The organism is Streptomyces sp. NBC_00400 (genome assembly GCF_036048035.1).
Lineage (GTDB): Bacteria > Actinomycetota > Actinomycetes > Streptomycetales > Streptomycetaceae > Streptomyces.
The window spans coordinates 1,698,560-1,717,314 of record NZ_CP107940.1 but is presented as its reverse complement, the minus strand read 5'-3'; the positions used below and the strand labels follow the sequence as shown (position 1 = coordinate 1,717,314).

At 69.8% G+C, this 18,755-nt stretch carries 19 protein-coding genes and 2 pseudogenes; 7 read left to right on the top strand and 14 right to left on the bottom strand.

The annotated features are described in order from the left end of the window. Positions 1-79 precede the first annotated feature (79 nt). Both OHS81_RS07590 and OHS81_RS07585 read right to left on the bottom strand, forming a co-directional pair. Complete coding sequence (locus OHS81_RS07590) at positions 80-508, bottom strand: hypothetical protein (RefSeq protein ID WP_328383655.1); 429 nt, start codon at positions 506-508, stop codon at positions 80-82. Between the two features lie 310 nt (positions 509-818). Beyond that, complete coding sequence (locus tag OHS81_RS07585) at positions 819-1,412, bottom strand: TetR/AcrR family transcriptional regulator (RefSeq protein WP_328383653.1); 594 nt, start codon at positions 1,410-1,412, stop codon at positions 819-821. Between the two features lie 81 nt (positions 1,413-1,493). Between OHS81_RS07585 and OHS81_RS07580 the strand changes: the two genes are divergently transcribed. Beyond that, entirely contained in the window at positions 1,494-1,898 is a 405-nt protein-coding gene (locus tag OHS81_RS07580) for an alcohol dehydrogenase catalytic domain-containing protein (RefSeq protein WP_328383651.1), read from the top strand. Continuing rightward, positions 1,889-2,650 carry an NADP-dependent oxidoreductase gene (locus tag OHS81_RS07575; RefSeq protein ID WP_328383649.1) on the top strand — a complete coding sequence of 254 codons (762 nt, stop codon included), beginning with the start codon at positions 1,889-1,891 and terminating at the stop codon, positions 2,648-2,650. Before OHS81_RS07580 ends, OHS81_RS07575 begins: the two co-directional genes overlap by 10 nt. On the opposite strand, the gene OHS81_RS07570 is transcribed toward OHS81_RS07575, so the two are convergent. Further along, positions 2,617-3,213 carry an MBL fold metallo-hydrolase gene (locus OHS81_RS07570; protein WP_328383647.1) on the bottom strand — a complete coding sequence of 199 codons (597 nt, stop codon included), beginning with the start codon at positions 3,211-3,213 and terminating at the stop codon, positions 2,617-2,619. The two genes, OHS81_RS07575 and OHS81_RS07570, sit on opposite strands and share 34 nt — an antisense overlap. 63 nt (positions 3,214-3,276) lie before the next feature. Next, complete coding sequence (locus tag OHS81_RS07565) at positions 3,277-4,125, bottom strand: helix-turn-helix transcriptional regulator (protein WP_328383645.1); 849 nt, start codon at positions 4,123-4,125, stop codon at positions 3,277-3,279. 140 nt (positions 4,126-4,265) lie between these two features. On the opposite strand from OHS81_RS07565, the gene OHS81_RS07560 reads away from it, so the two are divergent. From OHS81_RS07560 to OHS81_RS07550, 3 genes are all read left to right on the top strand, one after another. Continuing rightward, positions 4,266-4,532 (top strand): Atu4866 domain-containing protein, encoded by a 267-nt coding sequence (locus OHS81_RS07560; protein ID WP_328383643.1) that lies wholly within the window; start codon positions 4,266-4,268, stop codon positions 4,530-4,532. Between the two features lie 278 nt (positions 4,533-4,810). Beyond that, complete coding sequence (locus tag OHS81_RS07555) at positions 4,811-5,632, top strand: SDR family NAD(P)-dependent oxidoreductase (RefSeq protein ID WP_328383641.1); 822 nt, start codon at positions 4,811-4,813, stop codon at positions 5,630-5,632. 221 nt (positions 5,633-5,853) lie between these two features. After that, positions 5,854-6,324, top strand: a complete 471-nt coding sequence (locus tag OHS81_RS07550; protein ID WP_328383639.1) for a pyridoxamine 5'-phosphate oxidase family protein — start codon at positions 5,854-5,856, stop codon at positions 6,322-6,324. 1,046 nt (positions 6,325-7,370) lie between these two features. Here OHS81_RS07550 and OHS81_RS07540 read toward each other — a convergent pair. Both OHS81_RS07540 and OHS81_RS07535 read right to left on the bottom strand, forming a co-directional pair. Next, complete coding sequence (locus OHS81_RS07540; protein ID WP_328383638.1) at positions 7,371-8,036, bottom strand: nitroreductase; 666 nt, start codon at positions 8,034-8,036, stop codon at positions 7,371-7,373. A 262-nt stretch (positions 8,037-8,298) separates the two neighbouring features. Then, positions 8,299-8,715, bottom strand: a complete 417-nt coding sequence (locus OHS81_RS07535) for an ester cyclase (RefSeq protein WP_328383636.1) — start codon at positions 8,713-8,715, stop codon at positions 8,299-8,301. A 133-nt stretch (positions 8,716-8,848) separates the two neighbouring features. Here OHS81_RS07535 and OHS81_RS37395 point away from each other — a divergent pair. After that, a pseudogene (locus tag OHS81_RS37395) lies at positions 8,849-9,490 on the top strand (dihydrofolate reductase family protein). Positions 9,491-9,579: 89 nt separating this feature from the next. Here OHS81_RS37395 and OHS81_RS07520 read toward each other — a convergent pair. From OHS81_RS07520 to OHS81_RS07510, 3 genes are all read right to left on the bottom strand, one after another. Then, complete coding sequence (locus OHS81_RS07520; RefSeq protein WP_328383632.1) at positions 9,580-10,161, bottom strand: DMT family transporter; 582 nt, start codon at positions 10,159-10,161, stop codon at positions 9,580-9,582. A 1,080-nt stretch (positions 10,162-11,241) separates the two neighbouring features. Continuing rightward, the gene (locus OHS81_RS07515; RefSeq protein ID WP_328383630.1) at positions 11,242-11,820 is read right to left on the bottom strand and encodes a hypothetical protein; all 579 of its coding nucleotides are present in this window, start codon (positions 11,818-11,820) and stop codon (positions 11,242-11,244) included. A 255-nt stretch (positions 11,821-12,075) separates the two neighbouring features. Beyond that, complete coding sequence (locus OHS81_RS07510; RefSeq protein WP_328383627.1) at positions 12,076-13,071, bottom strand: Lrp/AsnC family transcriptional regulator; 996 nt, start codon at positions 13,069-13,071, stop codon at positions 12,076-12,078. A gap of 108 nt (positions 13,072-13,179) precedes the next feature. On the opposite strand from OHS81_RS07510, the pseudogene OHS81_RS07500 reads away from it, so the two are divergent. Further along, positions 13,180-14,615: pseudogene (locus OHS81_RS07500) on the top strand (MFS transporter). Here the strand turns inward: OHS81_RS07500 and OHS81_RS07495 are convergent. The 5 genes from OHS81_RS07495 to OHS81_RS07475 are packed head-to-tail and all read right to left on the bottom strand — an operon-like array spanning position 14,548 to position 18,662. Next, positions 14,548-14,886 carry a MarR family winged helix-turn-helix transcriptional regulator gene (locus OHS81_RS07495; protein WP_328383621.1) on the bottom strand — a complete coding sequence of 113 codons (339 nt, stop codon included), beginning with the start codon at positions 14,884-14,886 and terminating at the stop codon, positions 14,548-14,550. The pseudogene OHS81_RS07500 and the gene OHS81_RS07495 sit on opposite strands and share 68 nt — an antisense overlap. Before the next feature lie 49 nt (positions 14,887-14,935). Continuing rightward, positions 14,936-15,775 carry a sirohydrochlorin chelatase gene (locus OHS81_RS07490; protein WP_328383619.1) on the bottom strand — a complete coding sequence of 280 codons (840 nt, stop codon included), beginning with the start codon at positions 15,773-15,775 and terminating at the stop codon, positions 14,936-14,938. 3 nt (positions 15,776-15,778) lie between these two features. Further along, the gene (locus tag OHS81_RS07485) at positions 15,779-16,717 is read right to left on the bottom strand and encodes an ABC transporter permease (protein WP_328383617.1); all 939 of its coding nucleotides are present in this window, start codon (positions 16,715-16,717) and stop codon (positions 15,779-15,781) included. Next, positions 16,704-17,510: an ABC transporter ATP-binding protein gene (locus OHS81_RS07480; protein ID WP_328383615.1), complete on the bottom strand. Its 807-nt coding sequence runs from the start codon at positions 17,508-17,510 to the stop codon at positions 16,704-16,706. Before OHS81_RS07480 ends, OHS81_RS07485 begins: the two co-directional genes overlap by 14 nt. 42 nt (positions 17,511-17,552) lie before the next feature. Beyond that, positions 17,553-18,662: an aliphatic sulfonate ABC transporter substrate-binding protein gene (locus OHS81_RS07475; protein ID WP_328383613.1), complete on the bottom strand. Its 1,110-nt coding sequence runs from the start codon at positions 18,660-18,662 to the stop codon at positions 17,553-17,555. Positions 18,663-18,755 lie beyond the last annotated feature (93 nt).

The following is an 18,755-nucleotide window of genomic DNA, read 5'->3' as shown; positions in this document are numbered from 1 at the left end:
TCGGCGTGGTCCCGAACGGCGGCTGGAGGGAATGGCCCGGCGTGCGACAGCAGGAGGAGGACCTCGCAGGGCGGCGGCGTTACTTGAGGTTGATCACCAGACCGAAGTCGTTGCCCCGCTGCCAGCCGGTGCTGATCTTCGGGCTGCCGTGGGTGTGGTCGGCCCAGCCGTAGAAGTGCTGCCAGGTCACATCGTCGCCGTACCAGTGGTTGTAGTCCGTCTCCGCGTACGCCTGGACGGCTTTGCCGTCGCGCTTGGTGTCCCAGAGGTAGAAGGCGCCGGAAACGTACGACCTGCCGTTGACCTTCCTGGTGCACTCCATGTACTTGGCGGCGCCACCGGTGATGTGGATCTCCTTCCAGCCGGAGCACTTGTTGGCTGCGGCCGCCACGTTTCCGGCGGACGGCGCCGGCGGAGCGGCCTGGGCGGCGGTCGCGGCAGGGGCGGCAGCGAGGCCGCCCGCCAGGACCAGTCCGGCGGCTGCGAGAGCGATGTGCTTGCGTGACATCACGGTCGATCCCTTTCGTCGGCCGGCGGACGGTCCCCCCGTTGGGACCCCGTGGCCCGTCGGCACCACATCACCGTGCCCGGCCGCCTGGGCCCGCACCGATGGTCTCGGGGCAAGTGACGTCGTCCTGGGATCCCACCCTTGTGACCTGCTACGACGTCGCCAAGGGTGGGACGCGAAGGGGGACGGCTCAGCGGGCCGGGCCGGCACCGCGGGAGGTTCCGGTGGGGCAGAGCGGAAAGGTGGGTCTGACGTTGCCGGAAAGTCCGCCAAGGGAGGGGTGATTGAGCGAAGCAGGCGGGTGCTTGTCCTACGAGCTGGAGTCCGCCTTCTCCTGGGGCCTCATTCCGTCGAAGATCACGCGCAGATAGCGTTGCCGCAGACCGGGGGCGAGATCGCCCGTGGGCGCGGCGGCCTGGTAGGCGGCGCGGGACAGCAGCAGGATGTCCTCTCCCGTGATGTCGTCCCGCACGCTGCCCTGGCGCCGCGCCTGGTCGGTGAGCGCATCCGCGGTCTCGAACAGGCGGGTGCCGGCGGCGCGGACCTCGGGATCGCTGTGGGCGATACCGGTCCCGGCCTCGCAGAAACAACGGTCCCTGGCCTGCATCTCCACGCCGAGGGTCATGAACTCCAGCAGAGCGGCCTCCGGGTCGGCAGCGTCCAGCAACGCAGCACCGGCGGCCGTGAATTCGTCGAGACGGGCGCGGAGGACTGCGGCGACCAGCTGGTCCTTGGTGGCGAAGTGGCGGAAGACCGTGCCCTTGCCGATCCCGGCCCGCGCCGCGATCTGCGCGATCGAGGCATCCATGCCCTGCTCGGCGAACGTCGCTGCGGCGGCCTCCAACAGCGCACGCCGGTTGTGAGCGGCGTCGGCCCGCAACCGGCCCGTCGGCGTGCTCGTCACTTGCCCCCACTCCCTGTGTCCTGTCCGCAGAGTATCACAAGCGGACCGTGCGGTCCGGTTTCGTGTTGCGGTCCTCGCAACATGACCAACTGGTCCGCTTATGGCTTGTGGCCGCCCGTGGTGGGCCCTGACGAGGCGAGGGCATTGATGAACGGAACAATGAAGGCGGTTGTCGCCCAGAGCTACGGCTCCCCGGCGGTGCTGGCCCTCGAGGACATCCGGATTCCCCGGCCGGGCCCCGGCCAGATCCAGATGCGAGTGGATGCAGCGGCGCTCAACGGCTGTGACCTTGACCTGCTCAGTGGCCAGTTGGCGGAAGTGGCGCCCCTGGAATTCCCGCACGTGCCGGGCAGCGACGTCGCCGGCACCGTCACCGAGGTGGGCGAAGGGGTCACCCGGTTCGTTGTGGGCGATGACGTCTTCGGGACCGGCTTCCCCGTGCGACCGGCCGCTTCAGCGCGGCTTTCAGCAGTCCGTTGTCCCTGACCACGGGGGCGATGGCCGAGTACGCGGTGCTCGACGCCGACACCCCTGCCCTGACGCACCGTCCGCCCACACTTGACGCCGAACGAGCCGCCGCCCTGCCCGTATCCGGACTGACCGCGTTGTCGCTGCTACGGGAGGGGGAGGTGCAACCCGGCGAAACAGTCCTGGTCATCGGTGCGACGGGAGGCGTCGGCAGCGTGCTGGTCCCCCTGCTCGCTGCTGCGAAGGCACACGTCATCGCCACCGCAGGCGCCGCCGACGAAGACCATGTGCGCCGCTTGGGCGCCGACGAGGTCATCGACTACCTCGCCGCCGACGTCGTCGCCGAGGCGTCACGGCGCTACCCCGACGGCGTTGACGCCGTGGTGAACATCGCCCTGCCTGCCAACCGGCTGATCGAAGTCAGCCAGGCGATACGACGCGGTGGCCGACTGATGAATGCCACCGGTCCCGCCCCGGAACCCGGCACCTACGAACGCGACGACCTCACCATGGACACCATCTACAGTGCGGCCCGGCCCGGAGACCTGGACGAGCTGGCGGCACGGGCGAACGACGGGTCGCTGCCCGCAGCGATCGGTCGGCGCTATCGCCTGGACGACGGCCCACGCGCCTACCGCGAACTCGTGCAACATCACACCCGCGGCAAGCTGATCGTGGTGATGAACGAGAGGAACAGGTACAGGAACAGGACCTCAGAGCTGTGCCGTATTCCCGGTCAGGCCGATTCGCCGGGCCTCAGATACCGGTAGCCGTTGCCGGTCTCCTCGGTGAGCCAGCCGTTGACGCTGTTGAGGCCACGATCGTTGAGTTGGGCGTCGTGTATCGCAAGCGTTCGCTGCGGTGTGATCGCCTTGACGAAGGCGATCGCCTCCGCTGTCTTCATCCACGACCCTTGGACTGGAACCAGGAGCGTTTCCACCGGCTGCTCGGGCACGTGGAACGAGTCACCGGGGTGGTAGACCGCCTCGTCGATGAGGTAGCCGAGGTTTGCGCAGTCCGGTTGGCCGCCGTGGACGAGGGCGTGACGACCGCCTACCGCCCGCACCCGGAAGCCGGCCGCCGTGAACTCCTCGTTGGGGGAGACCCGGAGAACGTTCAGTCGTGGGATGTCCGCCCCGGCCGGGGCGTAGACCGGCACGCCGAGGCCGGCCAGGCGCAGGATGTCGAGGTGATCGGCGTGTTCGTACGTCACCAGCACGGCGTCGGCGCCGGTCAAAGCGACCGGCTCGCTCCATATCCCGGGATCGATGACCAGCACCCGGCCATCGTGTTCAAGCCGCACACATGCGTGGGTGTATTTCGTGAGCCGCATGGCGCCCCAACGTACTCAGCCCACTGCGTCCTGCCTGCTCCGAACCGGACAGACCTCGGCCGGTTAACGGTGGGGGCGGGGTTCGGCCTGGCGCCGGGTGGCGTGGAGGGAGCCGAGGAGATGGAGGGCCTGGGCGCTGGGGCTGCCCGGTTCGGCGTGGTAGATGACGAGTTGCTGGCCCGGGGCGTCGCGTACGTCGAAGGCCTGGTAGGTCAGAGTGAGGGGGCCGACGCCCGGGTGGAGGAGGTGTTTGGCGTTCTGGGTCTTGCCGCGCACGGTGTGGGAGTTCCAGAGACGGGCGAAGTCCGTGCTGTGCTCGGTGAGGGTACGGACGAGTGCGCGCAGCCGTGGATTGTCCGGTTCGAACCCGGCTGCCTGGCGCAGGTTGGCGACGGTGGCCTGGGCCGCCCGGTTCCAGTCCGTGTAGAAGTGCCGGCTCGCCGGGTCGAGGAAGGTCATACGGGCCAGGTTGTCCGCGGGACCGAACGGGGCGTAGAGGGCATCGGCCAGGGCGTTGGCGGCGAGAAGGTCCATGGCCCGGCTCATGACGAACGCCGGCGTGTTGGGGTAGCCGTCCATCAGCTGGCGCAGCGCCGGACTGACCCGCTCGGCGGCGTGGTCGGTCGGCTGGTCGCCAGGGACGGCCCCGGCCAGCCGGTGCAGATGCGCTCGGGCATCCGCGTCGAGGCGCAGCGCGCGGCTGAGGGCGTCGAGTACCTGGGGTGAGGGGTTGTGCTCGCGGCCTTGTTCCAGGCGGGTGTAGTAGTCGGCGTTCACGCCGGCCAGGACGGCAACCTCCTCACGGCGCAGACCGGCGACCCGGCGAGTCCCGTAACTCGCCATGCCGACGTCCTCCGGCTGCAGACCGGCGCGGCGTGCGCGCAGGAAGTCTCCCAGGTGGTTGTCGTCCATGTGCTCAGGTTAGGCGGCGGCTTCGGTGTGCTGCCCGGGTGTGTTGCACCCAGGCAGCACATGCCCTGGTGGGCGGCCGCTGACCTGCCCAGACTCGGCGAGCAGAAGGAAACCGGAGCAACCGAGGAGAGGGGCCCGCGATGGCCGGGACTGCCGATGACGACACCGTCGACGTGGTCGGAATGTGGGTGACCGCGGATGGTCACATCCGCCAGGAGCTGCTGTCTGACGGTCGTTACGACGAGGCGCGCGGCGAGCGGCGCAGCGCGTACACGGGCCGGTACACGGTGACCGGCAGCCACCTGGACTACGTCGACGACACCGGCTTCAGCGCGACGGGCGACATCCGGGACGGGGTGCTCCACCACGAGCATCTGGTGCTGTACCGGGAGGAGAAGTCGCCATGACGGGGGCTGCCCAGGTCGTCCTGCCCGTCCTGCCCGTCCTGGGTCCGGGTCGCTCAGGGGCGGCGCCCTGGTCGCTCTCCGTGCTCCTGCCCGTCAGGCCCCTCCTCCGTGCCCGGCCCCGCAGCTCCTGCCGTGACGACGACACATCTCCCGGCCCCAGCCGCGACGTCGCCCGTCCCCAGCCAACGACGACGTCCCCCGCTCGACCGCACAGCGATTCAGGTGCCGCGCAGAGGCGCCCGCCCGACCCCACCTTCCCCCGCCCCAAGGAACGCACCATGGCTCCTGCCTCTCCGTCGACCGAATCCGCCCCATCCACCGAATCCGCCCCATCCACCGAAACCGCCCCGCCCACCGAAACCGCCGAGTTCGCCGGAAAGATCGCCCTCGTCACAGGGGCCGCGCGTGGCGTGGGCAAGGAGACCGCGGCGCTCCTCAGCGCGCGCGGCGCCCGTGTCGTCGCCGTTGATCTACGCCCTGAAGTCAAGGCGCTGCCGGACGAATTTCCCGGCGTGCTGGCGATGAGCGGCGACATCACACGGGAAGAGACCGCTGTCCAAGCGGTGAAGTCAGTCGTCGACACCTTTGGCGGACTGGACATCCTCGTGAACAACGCCGGACGCACCCTGAACAAGCCCGTTACCCACACGACCGCCGAGGACTGGGACGCCGTGATGGCAGTCAACGCCCGGGGCTCCTTCTTCTTCGCCCGCGAGGCATTCCGGGCGATGAAGGCCCGTGGCGGCGGATCCATCGTCAGCACCGGCTCTTACGCGGGCACCGTCGCCCTGCCCGAGGGCGCCGCCTACAGCGCGTCAAAGGGCGCCCTGGCCCAGCTGACCAAGGTGCTCGCCGTCGAGGGCGGGCCGCTGGGCATCCGCGCCAACATCGTTGCCGCGGGCGTCATCGAGACCGATTTCGTCGACACGTTCCGCTCCGACAGCCGTGCGTACCTGGCGTCCTTCGCCGACGCGCAACCCCTGGGCCGAGTGGCACAGCCCGAAGAGATCGCCGAGGTCCTGTGCTTCCTGGCCTCACCACGCTCCAGCTTCATCACAGGTGCCGTGGTCGCCGCCGACGGCGGCTTTACAGCGGTCTAAGAGAGACAGAGGAGACAGAGGAGACAGAGGAGACAGGGGAGAGACAGCTGTTGAGCCAGGACGTGTATCGAAAGCCCGCCTGCCTCACCACGCCTGGTGTGTTCGCCCGCTGCTGCGTTGCCGGGCCGGTCTGCATACGCCGATACGAGGACGCCTCTCCGCCTTGCGCCCTAGTTCCGCAGCCGGATGTGACCGAGCGCTTCACGCCATAACCTCGCCACATGACCTCAGTTGACTCTCGCCCCAGCGGACCCCGCAGCCCGGAGCAGCGCAAGCGTGAGGCGCTGGAACGGCTCGCGCGGGACAACGACGTATGGGTCGCCACGGCCGACAGCACTGGTGAGCCGTGCCTGGTTCCGCTTGCTTTCTGGTGGGATGGCGAGGCGGTGTGGCTGTCCACCCGCGACACCAACCCGACCGGGCGAAACCTGTGTGCCTCGGGCCGGGTTCGGCTCAGCTTCGGCCACCCCCGGGACGTGGTCCTCGTGCACGGCGCCGCGCGCATGCTGACCCGCGAGGAGCTTCCGGCCGAGGTGGGCGACGCCTTCGCCGCCAAGGACGGCTGGGACCCTCGCGAGGACCACCCGTCGTACGTCTTCTTCCAGGTCACCCCGAAGGTCCTGCAGGCGTGGGGAACGGTTCCCGAGATGGCCGGACGGACCCTGATGCGCGACGGGAAGTGGCTGGTCTAGGGCGTATCCCGAACCGGTCACCGCCAGTCGTTGATGGCCGTGGCCAGCACGGTCGAGGCCGCTCATGCCCGGCAGCATCAGATCGAGCAGGACCAGTTCGGGTCGGGCCCGTTCGAGCGCGAGGAGCCCGGTCTCCCCGCTACTGCGCACTGCCACGTCCCGAGTTCACCGGCATGTCGATCCTGCTGACCGGCAACGAGAACGTCTACCCACCCGGCGTGGTCGCCGTCGACCTCGATTCACCCGGAGTGCCGGGCTTCCGCTGACAGGACTGCGCGGGCCAAGTGCCGACGGGCGGGTCCGAGGCTGTTCAGCGGGCGGACACGTCCCGGTTCGCGCCGGCTCAAGAACTCCCGGGCCGTCTCCACCCGCTACGACAAGAGGGCTCGTTGTCCTCCACGGAACCCCGCCCCCGCCGCGGCGATCCACGGATGACTCCGGCCGTGATTCGCAGGGCACCCCTGCTTCTAGAGTTTCCCCGTGGACGTCACCAGTTGGTTCGAGGTCGAGGAACCCGAGGAATACGACGAGGAGTCCTGGGACTTCAGCGAGGCCGAACGCGCCTTCCTTGACGCTCTGCGCTCCCGGGCAGCCGCCTGGTGGGTGACACCGGCTCCCGGCCAGGCCGGACGGCCGGAGGGCGAATCGTCGCTCCTCGTCCATGGCTGCCTCGTCGATGAGCCGCGCCCTCTGGTGCTCGGCGAATGGGCAGTGCAGTTCCACGGCACCCACGTACAGGCCGGGAAGGTCCGCGACCAGCTCTTCACCCTCCATGAGTCGCCCGTACGCGGCTTCTTCCCAGCCTCCGGTACGGTCGAGGAGCTTGCGGAGCGGTGCGCCGACTGGTTCGAGAACCTGTTGAGCCGCCCTGTCATCCGCGCCGAATGGCCGTTGGAGGGCGGGACGCACGTGATCCGCTGGGAGTTCACCGACACGGGCGAGGTCCTGGCGACGAGCGACGAGCGGTGCCATCCCCGCCGACGGCTCACCTCCGTCCCGCCGTCTCCCGGTTCGTCACTGAACCGCCGGCCGGGCAGGCCCTGCACTCACACTCCGATGAAACGCACTGTTTCTGCCAGGTCCGCCCGCCCGGTACGCAGTCGTGGCACGCCTTCCTTCTCGACCCCCACCGCGACACCGCAGAACAGTACGAGCCGGTCACCGGCTTCGGTGATCTGACTGACAGTGTGGCGATACATCGTCCACATCACCTGCGGGCAGCTGTGCAACCCTTCCGCCCTCAGCAACAGCATGACCGTCTGCAAGTACATCCCCGCGTCCGCCCATTGTCCGGGCCCCATCGTCCGGTCGAGGTAGCAGAACAGTACGACCGGCGCCCCGAACGCCTCCGAGTTCAAGGCGGCGATCTTCATGGGCCTGTCGGGGTCGTCGCGCTCGATTCCCAGCGCTGTGTACCGCTGGGCAGCCGCGGCGGAAAAGCGGTCCCGATAAGGAGAGGTCAGTTCGGCCGGGTACATCGGATACTCCCGCCCGTCGCCCGGGTCTCCCGCCAGTGCCCTGGCGGTCGCCCGCCTCTTCAGTTCGGCCAAGGGCTCACCGGTCACCACGTACACCTGCCACGGCTGGAGGTTGCCACTCGACGGAGCGCGCGTCGCCGTAGCCAGCACCCGTTCGAGTAGTTCTTGGGGTACCGGCTCATCGCTGAACGCCCGCACAGCCCGGCGACTGTCCACGGCTTCATACACATCCACGTCTTCTCGTCCTCTCGCTCAACGACGGCCGCTCTCCACCGTCGTCAGCACAAGGCACAGACAACAGCCAACAGCGGGCATTCCGAGGCCGATCGCAGTGCCGCGCCGACTCCGCTCGGTGTCGAGTTGGGCGTGGCGCCCGCTCAAAGTGGCCTGACCGGGCGCGCACACGGCTGCCGGCCCGCCACGCACTGCACGTGCGCCCTGTGACCTGGCTGCCTCGGCCGAAAGAGCAGGTCGGCTGGATCTGGTGGGCTTCCCCTCAGAACGGCGGGATCTGCTCCGGTACGAGTCCCGCCTGGCGGAGGAGGCCGTGCAGGTCGGTCTCGCCCCAGAATTCGACGATGCGTCCGTCGCGGAGCCGGTAGGACTTGACGCCGGTCATGGTGAGGTCCCGGCCGGTGCGGTCGTGGGTGTAGGTCAGTGTGAAGGCGACGGTGACGCGGTCGTCGGCCGCGAAGAGGTCATCCACCTGGACGCGGCAGTGGGACAGGCCCGGGGTCAGCACGGACTGTTCGGGGTAGTGACGCCCCTGGACGTGCCGGCCGGCGCCGTGGACGAGTACGTCCTCCGCCACGAGTTCCGCGAGATCGGCAACCCGCTGCGTTTTGAAAACGCGGAGGTAGCGGCGGACGACATCGGCATTGCGCTTGCTGGTGGCCACGGCGGAGTCAGTCATGGAGGGGACCGTATCCACCGGCCGGACGGCGTCGCCATACCCGCCGGTGCCGGCCGCGTGGCGGGCGATGCGTTCGCGCCGGTTCGGGAGTCAATACGGGGGCAGGCCGATTCCACACCCGAAAGGCAGCGTCATGAGCAAGCTGATCGTCACCGCATTCGTCACCATGGACGGCGTCATGCAGGCCCCCGGCGGTAAGGGCGAGGACGTCGACGAAGGGTTCGAGCACGGCGGCTGGCAGGTTCCGTATGTCGACGACGACTTCATGGGACTGATGACGGAGGTCTTCGAGCGGACCGCCGATCATCTCCTGCTCGGCCGGAAGACCTACGACATCTTCGCCGCACACTGGCCCCGCGTCACCGACGAGAACAACCCGATCGCCGTGAAGCTCAATGCCATGCCCAAGTACGTCGCCTCGCGCACCCGGAACAGCCTGGAGTGGAACAACTCCCATCTGCTGAAGCGTGACGGCGACGGCGACGTCGCCGGCTCCGTCGCACAGCTCAAGGCGTAGCTGGACGGCGTGATCATGACGCAGGGCAGCAGCGACCTCATCCACACCCTGCAGCGGCACGACCTCGTCGACGAGTACCGGCTGCTCGTCAACCCCGTGATCATCGGCACCGGCAAGCGGCTCTTCGCCGAGGGGGCCGCCCCCGCCGCCTGGACGCTCACGGAATCCCGCACCACCAGCGTGGGGGTGCAGTACTGCGCCTATGAAAAGGCGGGGAAGCCCGCATACGGATCCTTCATGCTGGACGAGCAGGACTGAGGGCTGCTCCCGCTCGCCCCCACGGAGTCAGCTCCGTACGCGGCCGGCCAGCAGGGTGCCCGCGGCGGCCAGGACCAGTCCGCCGAGGGTCAGCGGGCCGGGATGCTGGACGAGCAGCAGGGCGGCGAAGCCGGCCGTGACCATGGGTACCAGTAGAAGAGGCTGCTCACCTGGCTGGTGCCGTGGCGTTGCAGGAGCCCGTAGAGCAGGCCGACGCCGACGATCGAGTTGACGAGTGCCGCCCACAGCAGCACCGGCCAGTAGCCGGCGGTGAAGGTGACGTCGAATCCTTCGGCGAACAGGGCGGGCAGCAACGCGGCGACGGCAGCGGCCGGCAGCTGTACGGCGTTGCCGGAGACCGGTTCCATGCCGCGGCAGAACCGCTTCTGGTAGACGGTGCCGGCCGAGATGCCGAGGAGTGCCAGGACGACGAAGCCGAGGCCGGCGAGGTGGTCGGCGTCGAAGTGGAACCCTTCGCCGACCGCGAGCGCGACCCCGCCGAGCCCCAGCACGAGGCCCAGACACTGGCCACGGGCGACGCGTTCGTGCAGGACGGGCACGGCGATCAGCGAGGCCGTCAGCGGGTAGAGCACGATGATCAGTGCGGCGAGTCCGGACGGGACGCCGAGGTCCATGCCGCCGTAGATGCTGGAGAACTGGACGGCCTGCACCAGGACACCGGCGACGGCGAGATGCGCCAGCAGCCGTCCGCGGGGTAATGCGCGCCGGCGAACGGCTCATGCGCGCAGTGCAGACGGGCGGGGTGGACCACTCCGCGGCAGTGGAAGATTTCTGACGGTTCAAAGGCTGATCCAGGTATTCCTCAGAAAACTACGAGGAATACAGAGAAGCTCTCCCAACCGTCACCGCGTCACGGTCGTCCGCCGGGAATCCCGTGGTCCCCACAACACAGTGAGAGCGGGATTACCGCGCACCCCACCGGAGCGTGATCGGCGGACCGAGTGCCTGACTCTCACTGCGCGTTGCCCGTGCACCACGCACCCCGCGTTACTCGGGGTCGCTGCTGGGGTCGTGCGGCAACGCCCGGGGACTGCACCGCCCATGAGTAACCGCCCATGAGTAACCGCTCATCAGGGCGCCGAAAGGGGTGGTAAGCGCGTGCAGTCCCCACACTGCCCGGACCGGCTCGCCGGCGAGGATGACCAGCCCGCCTAGCCCAATGGCAAGAGGCACGCGGCGTAGACCCGCGGTGTTCCCGGTTCGAGTCCGGGGGGCACGCAACGAACAGCGCGACCTGAAGACCTACGGCACGGTTCCCATGGGCCCCGGCATGTGGGGCATCAGGCTGCTCACGACCACCAGGGGGATGGATGCACATGCGCTGCATCGACTGCACCGAGCCCGCCACACACCCTGGACGCCCTACGACGCACCACGGGGCGTACAGCCATGTTCAGGTGCTCTGCCAAGGCTGCCATGGGCTCAAGACCGCAACGGATTTCGGGGCCGCTCGTACCGCATGACGTATGGCGTTGAGCGACCCTGACACCGCGAGGGTTCAACGGTCTTGTCGGTGCCGTTGGTTGCGCTCTTTCCGGCGTTCGGCGCGGTCACGTTGGCGTCCTTCGAGGAGCGCGCGACGGTCCCGGCTGTTCTGGGGCCATGTGCTACGCCAGAACATGAGCCCACCGAAGATGGCGGCTACGGCCAGTACCGCCCACCAAGGGGCGTTCTCCGGAAGTTTGAACATGGTGGTTGAGCCTTCCGACCTTGCAGAGTCGGCGGGCTGTCTACGCAGCGAGTACGACGCTCCCCGGCGTGCTGCGGTGATGCCCGCCCCGGTTGATGTTCACGGGGAAGGCGGGGTTCGGTCCTCGGGGCGCGATCTGTGGTGTGGAATCGATCGGAACGGGCCTCCACACGGGTACGTCCTCGGCGGCAGTACGGCCCAGGAGCCGTGAGAGAAGCACGAGCAGGACCCGCGCCAGCATCTGAAGGAGTTGGGCACTCAACTCGGCGAGCGCAGCGAGGAATTCGCGGGCTGAGTCACGTCGTTCGATCGTGGTCTTGGCGTGGCGCAGACCCCAGGCAGCGCGCCAAAGGCGCTTACAGGCTCTCTCGTGTGAGCGCTTGGCCTCCATGATGAACTGGCGTTCACCATTGACCCACACGGAGTCGGGTGCCTGTCCGTCAGAGACGGGTGTTTTCAACAACTCCGCTAGCCGCGAAAACACTGCGAGGAACGGTTCGCGTCTCGCTGGATCCGCCATCAGCTCACGTACCCGCTCTTCAAAAACGAGTTCCATGTCAGCGTCGGCCAGTGGGCGCGCCACTACAGGGCGGTAGGTCTGCCGGTCTTCCTCTTCCATCACACCCCCTTCCATCGGCCCTCCTAACTGTACCGGCGCGTCTGACATGGCTTGGGGGTAAGTGGATGTTCGCTCGCTGACCTCGCATGCCTCCATCACACCCAACCGCCCACGGAGCCGCTAGACCTCCCGGCAGTGAACCTCCGCCAAAGGCGCCAGAGATCGTTTGTCGCGAAGCGCTCGCACCCCCTGTCTGGAGGTGATCCCCCATGCCCGGCAGCGTGGCCGATCCGCCACGCCCCCGGCCTCGGGGCACTACGCGGGCAGCAGCAGGGTGCCGGCCCGTTTGAGGGTGCGGATGACCGGTGCGGTCTCGATGGTGCGGATCGCGTCCAGGGAGGCGATCCGTTCGGTGAGGTAGCGGGAAAGGTCTTGCGCGTCACGGCAGTTGACGGCGGCGAGCAGGTTGGTCGGACCGGTGGTCAGTGCGACCAGAGAGGCCTCCGGATGACCGGCCATCGCGGCGGCCACCGCGGTGAGCTTCGAGGGCTGAACGGACATCCAGAGCCGGGCCTCGGCACGAAAGCCCAGCGCGGCCGAGGGGATGTCGATCAGGAAGATCAGGACTCCGGCTCGGCGCAGGGTGGCGATGCGGCGCCGGACAGTGGCGTCCGACCAGCCGGTGGCGGTGGCGAGTTCGGCGTAGCCGGCCCGGCCGTCCCGGCCCAGGGCCTCGAGGAGGGTGCGGTCCCCTTCCCGCAGATCCACCGAGGCCTCCGCGTCCGCCTCCACGCCCCTGTCGACGATGGCAGGCGGAGTGAGGAGGGCGGCCTGTTCCGGGGTGAGCCACGCGGGTCCCGCCCAGTTGTCGGGCAGGGCGTAGTGGCTGAGCAGGAGATGCGCCGAGACCGAGGTGACGCGGGTGGTGCGGGGCAGCTGGTGCAGGAGCAGCGCGTCGCTCTCGTCGCTGGAGCGGGTCTGCGTACTGAAGGAGATCTCCGTACCGCCGGACAGCAGATGGACGAAGGAGATGTCGCTGCGCTTGGCCAGTGCCGTGGCCATGGCTCCGGCCGCGTCGGGGGTGCAGCGCAGCCGGATCGTCCAGGCGCTGTAACCGAGCCGGGCACCGTTCAGGGTGCCGACCACACGCAGGATGCCGGCGGTCCGCAGCCGTCGGTAGCGGCGGGCCACGGTGTTCTCGGAGACGCCAAGGGCCGCGCCGATGGCGCGGAAAGCGGCCCGGCCGTCGATCTGCAGGGCGTGCACCAGCCCTCGGTCGACCTCGTCGAGGGTGACGGTATCTTCCTTCACCGGACCCACCATGCCAGTATCCGGCACGGGGTGGGGCATGGCTGGTGGAATCCACGCCCGCCATCGGAGCGTGTGAGCGATTCCCCGCCTCCCGTGAGAGGAAAGCTCATGCGCCCCTGGTGGCCGCTCGTGGCGATCTGCCTCGGCACCTTCCTGTTCCTGCTCGACACCACCGTCCTGAACGTCGCCCTGCCCGCCATCGGCAGCGACCTGCACGCGCCCCTGTCCGGGCTGCAGTGGGTGGTGAACATCTACACCCTCGCCCTGGCCGTGCTGATGCTCCCCTTCGGTTCGCTCGCCGACCGGTTCGGCGCCCGCAACGTCTACGTCGTGGGTCTCACCGTCTTCGCCCTCGCCTCCCTGTGCTGCGCACTCGCGCCCGGCACCGGGCTGCTGATCGCCTCCCGTGCGGTGCAGGGCATCGGCGGTGCGGCCATGTCCGTATCGACCTTCGCGCTCATCGGCGCGGTCTACCGCGGCCCCGACAGGGCACGGCGATGGGCGTCTTCGGCGCGGTCACCGGCCTGGGCGCCGCGGTCGGCCCGATGCTGGGCGGCGTCCTGACGGAATACCTCAGCTGGCGGGCCGCCTTCCTCCTCAACCTCCCCCTGGTCGCCGGCACCGTCGCCCTCACCCTGCGCGTCCTCGGCAACGACCGCCGGCCGCGGGTCCACCGCGTCGATCTGCCCGGCACCGTCGCGTTCGCCGTATGCGCCGGTGCCCTCGTCCACGGCCTCACCCGGGCCGGCGAGGAGGGCTGGACACCTGCCGTGTACGGCTCGATCGGCCTGGCTGCCGCCGCGCTGGCCGTCTTCGTCGTCCTCGAACGCCGCTGCGCGCACCCGATGTTGGACGTACGGCTCTTCGGCCGGGTCTCCTTCGCGGCGGTGATGCTGTGCGTCCTGGCCTCCTCGGCCGCCTTCGCGGCGTTCCTGTTCACTTCGGTGTGGCTGCAGTCGGACCTCGGCCTCGGCCCGGTACGCGCGGGGCTGGCCCTGATGCCGCTGGCCCTCGCCTCCTTCGCCACCTCGCTGATCGCGGGGCGGACCCTGCACGGCGCGTCGCCCCGCCTCGTCGTCGGCACCGGGCTGCTGCTCAGCGGTATCGGCTGCGCCCTGCAGAGCGGTCTCGACGCCACGTCCACCGCGAGCTCCGTGGCGCTTGGCCTCGCCGTCACCGGCATCGGTATCGGCGTGATGGGCCCGGCCATGGCGGGGGCCGTCTTCGCCGCCGTTCCCGCCGACCGCGGCGGCATGGCGGCCGGGGCGATGACGACCTTCCGCCAGCTCGGCCCGACCCTGTGCATCGCGGTCTTCGGCGTCCTCTTCCGGGCGGGTTCCGGCACCGCGCCGGCCGAGGGCCTGAGCCGGGTGTACGTCGCCGCCGCGGCCGGCGGCCTGATCGGCGCGGCCCTGGCCTACACCTTCGTACCCAAACCCGCACCTGTGCCGGCGGCCTGGTGCCCCTGTCGGGGCGCTAGCGTGCGGAGAGCCGTTCCAGCAGGGCGGCGCTCCGGGCGAGCAACGCCCGCTCCTCATCCGTGAGTTCGGCCTCGATGGCCTGGGCGAGCCAGCCGGCCCTGCGGCCGCGCTCCGCTTCGAGCGCGGCCCGGCCCGCGTCCGACAGCTCGACCAGCGACTTGCGGCCGTCCGTGGGGTGCGCCCGGCGCGTGATCAGGTTCTGTTCCATGAGCAGCCCCACCGCCCGGGCCATCGACTGGGGGCGTACGCGCTGATCGGCGGCGAGGTCGCTGGTGGTCATGGCGCCGTTGCGGTCGAGTGCGCTGCCGCCGTGGACGACGCTCTGGCTGCGCACCGCGCAGGCCTGACCCGGCAGGCCTGACCCGCCGCGCCGTGGGGACCCGTCAGGCGGTCAGCGCCGCCAGGTCCCCGCGGGCGCTGTCCAAGGCCGCCGCGTCGTAGCGCCGCAGCAGCAGCCGGGCCAGCTCGGGCGCCGGGCCGAGGACGGGGGCGAGGACATCGGCCCCGGCCTCGCGGGCCCCGGCGGCAATGCGGTCCGGGAGGAAACCGGGGGCGATGACGTACGGGGCCACGGCCACCCGGCCGACGCCCTCGGCACGCAGTTCCCGCACCACGTCGGCCGTACGGGGAAGAGATGCGGAGGCGAACGCAGGTCGCACGGCACACCAGCCAGCGGTGTGCCGCCACTCCCGCGCGATTTCAGCGATCACTGCGCTCGCCTCCGGGTCGGAGGAGCCCGCCGAGGCCAGGACGACCCCGGTCGAGCCACGGTCGCCGGGCCGCACCCCGGCCTGTGCCAGCCGGCGCTCCAGCGCGGCGGTCAGCAGCGGCGAAGGGCCCAGTACGTCGGCCTGGCGGACGGACAGCAGGGGCAGCCGTGCCGTCGCCGCCCGCAGGACCGCCGGGATGTCGGACTTCGCGTGGAAGGCGCGGGTCAGCAGCAGCGGCAGCGCCACCACCTCCCGCACGCCGTCTCCTCGCCCGCGACCACGCCCGGACGACGCCGCCGCGCGCCGCCCCTTAGCCTCTGCCTCCGCCGACAGCCGCTCCAGCACCTGTGGCACCCGGGGCGCGTTGAAGTCGAGGTAGCCGACCTCGACGCGCAGCCCCGGCCGCAGTGCCCGCACCCGCGCACAGAGCGCGGAGACGGCCGCGGCGTGCCGCGGATCGCGGCTGCCGTGGGCGACGACGAGAAGCGCGGGGCGAGGGGGGCACAGGTCCATGGTTCAGCTCTTCACGAGGAGGCCGCGGCTGCGCAGCACCCGGCGTTCGATCGGGGCGAAGATCAGCAGTTCGATGCCGATGCCGACGATGAGGATGAGGAGGATCGCGGCGAGCACCCAGGACATGTCCTGGAACTCGCGGCCCTGCTCCAGCAGCTGGCCCAGACCGGTGCCCAGATCGGGCGCGTTGACGATGAGCTCGGCGGCCATCAGGGAGCGCCAGGAGAACGCCCAGCCCTGCTTGAGTCCGGCGATATAGCCCGGCAGCGCGGCCGGGAGCAGCACATGGCGGATGCCCGCCAGACCGGTGGCGCCGATGGTGCGGCCCGCCCGCAGGTAGAGCGGGGAGATCTGGTCGACGCCCGCCACCAGGCCGTTGGCGATGGACGGGACGGCACCGAGCAGCACCACCGCGTAGATCGTGGCGTCGCTCAGCCCGAACCAGATGATCGCGGCCGGGACCCAGGCCACCGACGGCAGTGACTGCAGACCGCTCAGGATCGGCCCGATCGCGGCCCGTACGGGCTTGACCCGGGCGACGACCAGCCCGAGCACCGTACCGAGGGCCACCGAGGCGATGAAGCCGAGCGCGCCGCGGGAGACGCTGGTCCACACAAAGCTCAGCAGGGTGCCCTCGAGCCACTTCTGCTGCAGCGAGTGCGCGACGTCGACGGGGCTCGGCAGCAGGTAGTGCGGCTTCAGCTCGAAGTGGTAGGCGAGCTGCCACACCACGAGCACGATGACGATCGCGACGAGGGGAGGGAACGCCTTCGAGGCGGCGGTGCGCAGCCACGGCTGCCGGTCGACGACCCGGGATTCCAGGGCGTCGAGCCCGGCCTCCAGACCGGCGATATCACCGGCCGTGGCGGCGTCGCTGCCGGTCGCGGTGCCCCCGTCCTTGCGGGCGGCGGCGGAGAGGTCCTTGGTCTCAGTGCTGGCCATGGCGGCGGATCTCCCCACGGAGCTGTTCGGTGATCTCGATGGAAAGGTCGGCGACCGCGGCGTCCTCGATGCGGCGCGGCTGCGGGATGTCCACCCGCCACTCGCGGGCGATCTTGCCGGGGCGGGAGGACAGCAGCACCACCCGCTCGGCGAGCCGCACCGCCTCGCGGACGTTGTGGGTGACGAACAGGACGGAGAGGTTGGTCTCGCGCCAGATGCGGGTCAGTTCGTCGTGCAGCACATCGCGGGTGATCGCGTCAAGTGCGGCGAACGGCTCGTCCATCAGCAGCAGTTGGCTGTCCTGGGCCAGGGCGCGGGCCATCGCCACGCGCTGGCGCATCCCGCCCGACAGCTCGTGCACCCGCTTGCCGTGGGCGCCCTTGAGCCGGACCAGCTCCAGCAGCCGCTCGGCCTCGTCCCGGCGCTCCGCGCGCGGCACCCCGCGCAGCCGCAGCGCCAGTTCGATGTTGCGGCCGGCGGTCAGCCACGGGAACAGCGCATGCTCCTGGAACATCAGGGCCGGCCGGCCGCCGGGCGTCTCGATGGCGCCGGCCGACGGCGCGTCCAGACCGGCCACGAGGTTGAGGAGGGTGGACTTGCCGCAGCCCGAGGCCCCCAGGAGGCAGACGAATTCACCGGGTGCCACATCGATGCTGATGTCGTCCAGGACATGCTGCTGTGCGCCGGTGCGGCCGAACGACTTCGAGACATGGTCGATGCGGGCCGCGTACGGCACGGTGGTGCCCGTGTCCGCCGTGGCGGGTTGCTGCTGGGTGAGCGTGGTGGTCGTCATCGGTGTCACCTCCTGGGGGAGTGCGGTACTGCGGGGGCGGGGCTACTTGCTGCCGAGTCCGGCGTCGGAGACCGGCTGCTTGCCCTCGGACCTCAGCACCTTGTTGAGCAGGGTGAGGTCGTAGATGCCCTTGAGGTCGGGCTTCTTGAGCAGACCCGCCTTGACGGCGTGATCCGCCTCCTCGTGGAGGGTGGCGGCCAGCGGGTCATCGGTGACATCGACGTTCTTGAACGCCGGGTCGAGGACGTTCTGCGGCAGTGCCTTGCCGGCGACGGCCGGGGAGGCGAGCTTGTCGTTGAGGGCCTTCTTCGCCTCGGCCGGGTGCGACCGGATCCAGGCGTTGGTCTTCACCGAGGCCCGCAGCACCGCCTCGACGGCCTTGGGGTGCGCCTTGAGGAACTTCTGCGAGACGATCATGTTCGTGATGACGAACTTCCCGTCCTTCCACAGCTGCTTCTCGTCCAGCAGCGTCTTGCCGCCCTCGGCGACGAGCTTGGAGGCGGTGGGCTCGGGCACCCACGCGCCGTCGATCCCGCCCTGCTGGAAGACGGTCGGCGTCACCTTGTTGTCGGTGCGCTGGACGGTGACATCGCCCTTGCCGGTGGTGGGGTCGACCTTGAGGCCCTTGCCCGACAGGTAGTTCAGCAGCGCGACGTCCTGGGTGTTGCCCAGCTGCGGGGTCGCGATCGTCTTGCCCTTGAGATCGTCCAGGCTCTTGATCTTCTTGGGGTTGACCACCAGCGAGACACCACCGGAGGCCGAACCGCCGATGATCTTCAGGCTCTTGCCGTGCGACTTGACGTAGCCGTTGATCGCGGGGGAGGGGCCGATCCAGCCGATGTCGACGGCGCCCGAGTTCAGCGCCTCGATCTCGGCGGGGCCCGCGTTGAAGGGGGCGGCCTTCACTTCGGTGCCGCCCAGTTCCTTCTGGAACGCACCGTTCTGGAGGCCGATCAGGGGAGTCGCATGGGTGGTGTTGCCGAAGAACCCGATCGTGAGGTGATCGAGCCCGTCGGTCTTGGCGCCCTTGGGCGCGACGCCGGCCGCGGTGTCCTTCTTGGCCTCGGAGCCGTAGCCGCAGGCGCCCAGCGCCCCGATCAGGAGCGGGACGGTGGCGGCGGCCGCCAGCAGGCGGTGTCGAACGGCAGACACGGGAGGGGGTCCTCTCGGAGGGCCGGGTCAGTACGCGCCTTCTAGGGCGCGCCCGGCAGATCGATGGATCTTCGGAAGGGAGGTGCGGTGGTT